This is a genomic window from Ferruginibacter sp. (assembly GCF_031430955.1).
GTDB lineage: Bacteria > Bacteroidota > Bacteroidia > Chitinophagales > Chitinophagaceae > Ferruginibacter.
On record NZ_JANPCM010000017.1, the window covers coordinates 1 to 4,114 of the forward strand.

Here is a 4,114-nt window from a genome sequence, read left to right on the forward strand (position 1 = left end):
GTGTCGATCGCAATGCCGGGGCTCATAGTACTTGCCATGCTAACGCCTTTTAAATAAGTACCTTTTGATGATGAAGGTTTTAATTTCATGATGGCATTAATTAATTCCTGGCTGTTTTCTGCAATTTTATCAGAGGCAAAACTTACACGTCCGATAGATGCATGGATGATACCCACTTTATCTACCTTAAATGCAATTTTACCACCTTTTAAATCGTTGATAGCACCGGTTACATCATTGGTTACAGTACCTGTTTTAGGAATAGGCATCAAGTTACGTGGCCCTAATAATTTAACCAGTTTACCAATTTTAGGCATTACAGATGGAGTGGCTACAATAACATCAATATCCGTCCAGCCACCTTCTATTTTGGTAATAAATTCTTCCAGCCCAACATAATCAGCACCGGCAGCTGTTGCTTCGGCTACTTTATCGGGTGTACATAAAACCAATACTTTTTTTGTTTTACCAGTACCGTGTGGTAATGATACCGTACCACGAATGGCCTGGTCTGCTTTTTTAGGATCTACACCTAATTTAATGTGTAAATCAACAGAACTATCAAATTTTGTGGTGTTAATTTCTTTTACTAAAGTTGACGCTTCCTTAAGGGAATAAGCTTTATTAATATCAACCTTAGTATTTGCTACTTTTCTTTTTTTCGTAATCATTTTTTACAAATTTTTGGTTGATAATTAATTTTCCCAGGGGGCTTTTCCGTCAACAGTTAATCCCATACTGCGTGCAGTGCCGGCAATCATGCTCATGGCGCTGTTTAAAGTAAAGGCGTTAAGATCGGCCATTTTATCTTTTGCAATCTCTTCTACCTGTGCCCAAGTAACTTTACCTACTTTATTACGGTTGGGTTCTTTACTGCCGCTTTGCAGTTTTGCAGCTTCCAGTAATTGTACAGGTGCCGGTGGAGTTTTAATGATAAATTCGAATGATTTATCAGCATAAACGGTAATTAATACGGGAAGTACTTTACCGGGTTTATCCTGGGTCCGTGCATTAAATTGCTTACAGAACTCCATGATGTTTACTCCCTTAGAACCCAGAGCAGGCCCAATTGGAGGTGCAGGATTGGCTTGTCCTCCTTTGCATTGGAGTTTAACATAGCCAGTGATTTCTTTTGCCATTGTTTTTTAATTTTTTTGGTGATAGCGTCTAGCCTGAGGCAAGACTCCCAATTCAATAATATTTCCTTTAAGAACTATTTTGGGACGGCGAAGGTAGGTATTTATTTTAGATTTTTGAGTGGAGATTGGAGTTTTTTTAAAGAAATTCAATAGCAGTTTAGTTTGGGTTCTATTAAAACAGTTGTGCAGACAATGCAATACCTTAATCATCAAATATGTTTCCAAAAACAAAATCCCCACTTGCGGCGGGGATTTAAACCAATTAATTATTGCTTACAGCACCAATATACCCTTAGCCTGCAAAACAATTTCTTTTTTAGGAGCTGTTATCGATTCAATTTCTGTTTTGCTTTTTCCAGCATCTTCGGCATAGTGCTTCAGCATTTCTACAGAAGTTTCTTTTAATTCGGCAATACCATCGGCAACAATAGTTTTACCATTTAATGCCAGGGGCACTGTAAAACTGTGGTCTTTCATTTTTATAAGCATAGTACCGCTGGCGGTTTGCATGCGTATCCAGCAACCTTCAGCTTTGCAAACTTCTGTAACGGTCCCTTTTACTTTTACATCGGCTGTTGTTTTTTCAGCCATTACATTAGTTAATTCATTTGCTGCAACAGCGCCCTCAGCAGTTGTTTTAATACCAAAGGTCATTCCTTTTTTTGCAGGGCCTTTAGGAGGTTGCGCCATTAAAGAAATACTGCTCATTACAATTGTAAGTAAGAATAATAATTTTTTCATACACTATATTTTGATGTTATAAAAAAAGCCACAAACTGTGGCTTAAATACTTTAGGTTAATTTTTCTACCTGCATGTAGCTTAGCTCTACCGGTGTGGCACGGCCGAATATTTTTACCTGCACTTTTATTTTTTTCTTTTCGTCGTTTACTTCTTCAATTACCCCGTTAAAATCGTTGAAAGGCCCGTCGATTATTTTTACGGTTTCGCCAATAATAAATGGTTCGCTCATGGTTACACCGCCTACATCACTCATCTCATCTACCTTACCCAGCATTTTATTTACTTCTGCTTTACGCAAAGAAATAATATTGCCCTTGCTTCCTTTACCATCAGTTAAAAAATGCATAACGTTGCTTACATTGCTCATAGACTGAATCATGTCATCGTGCAATTTACCATCCGCAACTTCAATCATAATATAACCGGGGTAGAAGTTTCTTTCCCTCATTACTTTTTTACCATTGGCAACTTTGTATACTTTTTCTACCGGTAAAAAAATCTGTTTTACTATATTACCCCATCCGTTACGGATAACGTCTTTATCAAGGTATTCCTTTACTTTGCGTTCTTTACCACTAACTACACGAAGCACATACCATTTACTTTCTTTTTCTGCTTTCTCTGCTTTTTCTACAATTGGTGTTGTTTCTTCCATAATCAATTAAAATAAAGAGTAAATAAATTTCAGTGTACTGTTAGCGGCAACATCCATTACCCAAACCATTGCTGTTATTACCAGCGTAGCGCCTAAAACAATCATGGTAGATTGCTGCAACTGATCCCACGAAGGCCAGGTTACTTTATGCAATAATTCTTTGTAAGAATCACTGATGTAGGTTGTTAATTTGCTCATTTTAAACTTTTATTTAATTAAAATTTAAGATGCTAATCCCATAATAAGGATTAGCATCTTTTTGCACGGGCACTAGGATTCGAACCCAGATCAAGGGTGTTGGAGACCCGTATGCTAGCCGTTGCACCATGCCCGCATGCCCCTATCCCCTAAAGGGGGACAAGGAGAAAATTTGTAATTTTTTAAAGAACTTTTTAAAGAACAAAGTACCCAAGGTTAAAACCAAAGGTACTTTGTTATTAATTTATAAACTTTCTAAATTCTCTAAAGAGAACTTAAAGTCTTTTTATTTTACAATTTCAGTTACCTGACCAGCACCTACTGTACGGCCACCTTCACGAATCGCAAATTTCAAACCTTTTTCCATTGCGATTGGTTGAATTAACACCACATTTAAAGATGTATTATCACCAGGCATAACCATTTCTGTTCCTGCATTCAAAGTAACTTCACCAGTTACATCCGTAGTACGGAAATAAAACTGAGGACGGTATTTGTTGAAGAATGGAGTATGACGTCCGCCTTCTTCTTTGCTTAATACATAAACTTCCCCTTTAAATTCGGTATGCGGAGTTATAGAACCTGGTTTGCACAATACCATACCACGACGGATCTGGGTTTTTTCAATACCACGTAATAAAAGACCTGCGTTATCACCAGCTTCACCTTCGTCTAATAATTTTTTAAACATTTCCACACCAGTACAAGTTGTAGATAATGGTTTTTCCATTAAACCAACTACTTCCATTGCTTCACCCACTTTAATACGACCTCTTTCGATACGACCAGTAGCAACAGTACCACGGCCAGTGATAGAGAATACATCTTCCACACTCATTAAGAAAGGTAAATCAACTAAACGTGGAGGAATTGGAATATAGCTATCTACTGCGTCCATTAACTCATTGATCTTTGCAACCCACTTTTCTTCGCCGGCTAATGCGCCAGTAGCAGAACCCTGGATAATAGGTGTATTATCACCATCAAAACCGTAAGAAGTTAACAACTCACGAATTTCCATTTCAACTAATTCTAATAATTCAGGATCATCTACCAAATCAACTTTGTTCATAAAAACAACTAATTGAGGTACACCTACCTGGCGAGCCAACAAGATATGCTCTTTAGTTTGTGGCATGGGTCCATCAGTAGCCGCAACTACAAGGATACCACCATCCATTTGAGCAGCACCAGTGATCATGTTCTTTACATAATCGGCGTGACCCGGACAATCTACGTGAGCATAGTGACGGGTGTCGGTAGCATACTCAACGTGAGCTGTATTAATTGTAATACCCCTTTCTTTTTCTTCAGGAGCACCATCAATATCATCGTAATTTTTTTTCTCCGCTAAACCTCTTTTTGACAAAACATCGGTT

General features: G+C 37.9%; 6 protein-coding genes and 1 tRNA gene. All 7 read right to left on the reverse strand.

Going from position 1 to position 4,114, the window contains the following annotated elements:
- Positions 1 to 671 (reverse strand): 50S ribosomal protein L1 (gene rplA, locus ACY65O_RS00470; protein WP_462218880.1); only part of this gene is annotated, 671 nt, incomplete at its 3' end.
- Positions 672 to 695: 24 nt separating this feature from the next.
- Positions 696 to 1,139, reverse strand: a complete 444-nt coding sequence (gene rplK / locus ACY65O_RS00475; RefSeq protein ID WP_462218881.1) for a 50S ribosomal protein L11 — start codon at positions 1,137 to 1,139, stop codon at positions 696 to 698.
- 273 nt (positions 1,140 to 1,412) lie between these two features.
- Positions 1,413 to 1,880: a DUF4920 domain-containing protein gene (locus ACY65O_RS00480; RefSeq protein WP_462218882.1), complete on the reverse strand. Its 468-nt coding sequence runs from the start codon at positions 1,878 to 1,880 to the stop codon at positions 1,413 to 1,415.
- Between the two features lie 51 nt (positions 1,881 to 1,931).
- The gene (gene nusG / locus ACY65O_RS00485) at positions 1,932 to 2,537 is read right to left on the reverse strand and encodes a transcription termination/antitermination protein NusG (protein ID WP_462218883.1); all 606 of its coding nucleotides are present in this window, start codon (positions 2,535 to 2,537) and stop codon (positions 1,932 to 1,934) included.
- Positions 2,538 to 2,543: 6 nt separating this feature from the next.
- On the reverse strand, positions 2,544 to 2,735 hold the full coding sequence (secE, locus tag ACY65O_RS00490; protein ID WP_462218884.1) for a preprotein translocase subunit SecE: 192 nt from the start codon (positions 2,733 to 2,735) through the stop codon (positions 2,544 to 2,546).
- Between the two features lie 64 nt (positions 2,736 to 2,799).
- Positions 2,800 to 2,871, reverse strand: a tRNA-Trp gene (locus tag ACY65O_RS00495).
- 150 nt (positions 2,872 to 3,021) lie between these two features.
- On the reverse strand, positions 3,022 to 4,114 hold a 1,093-nt coding region (gene tuf / locus ACY65O_RS00500), incomplete at its 5' end, for an elongation factor Tu (RefSeq protein WP_462218885.1).

Excerpts from the sequence above, each read along its gene's own strand:
- rplK (WP_462218881.1), bottom strand. The coding sequence starts at position 1,139 with ATGGCAAAAGAAATCACTGGCTATGTTAAACTCCAATGCAAAGGAGGA.
- ACY65O_RS00480 (WP_462218882.1), bottom strand. The coding sequence starts at position 1,880 with ATGAAAAAATTATTATTCTTACTTACAATTGTAATGAGCAGTATTTCT.
- nusG (WP_462218883.1), bottom strand. The coding sequence starts at position 2,537 with ATGGAAGAAACAACACCAATTGTAGAAAAAGCAGAGAAAGCAGAAAAA.
- secE (WP_462218884.1), bottom strand. The coding sequence starts at position 2,735 with ATGAGCAAATTAACAACCTACATCAGTGATTCTTACAAAGAATTATTG.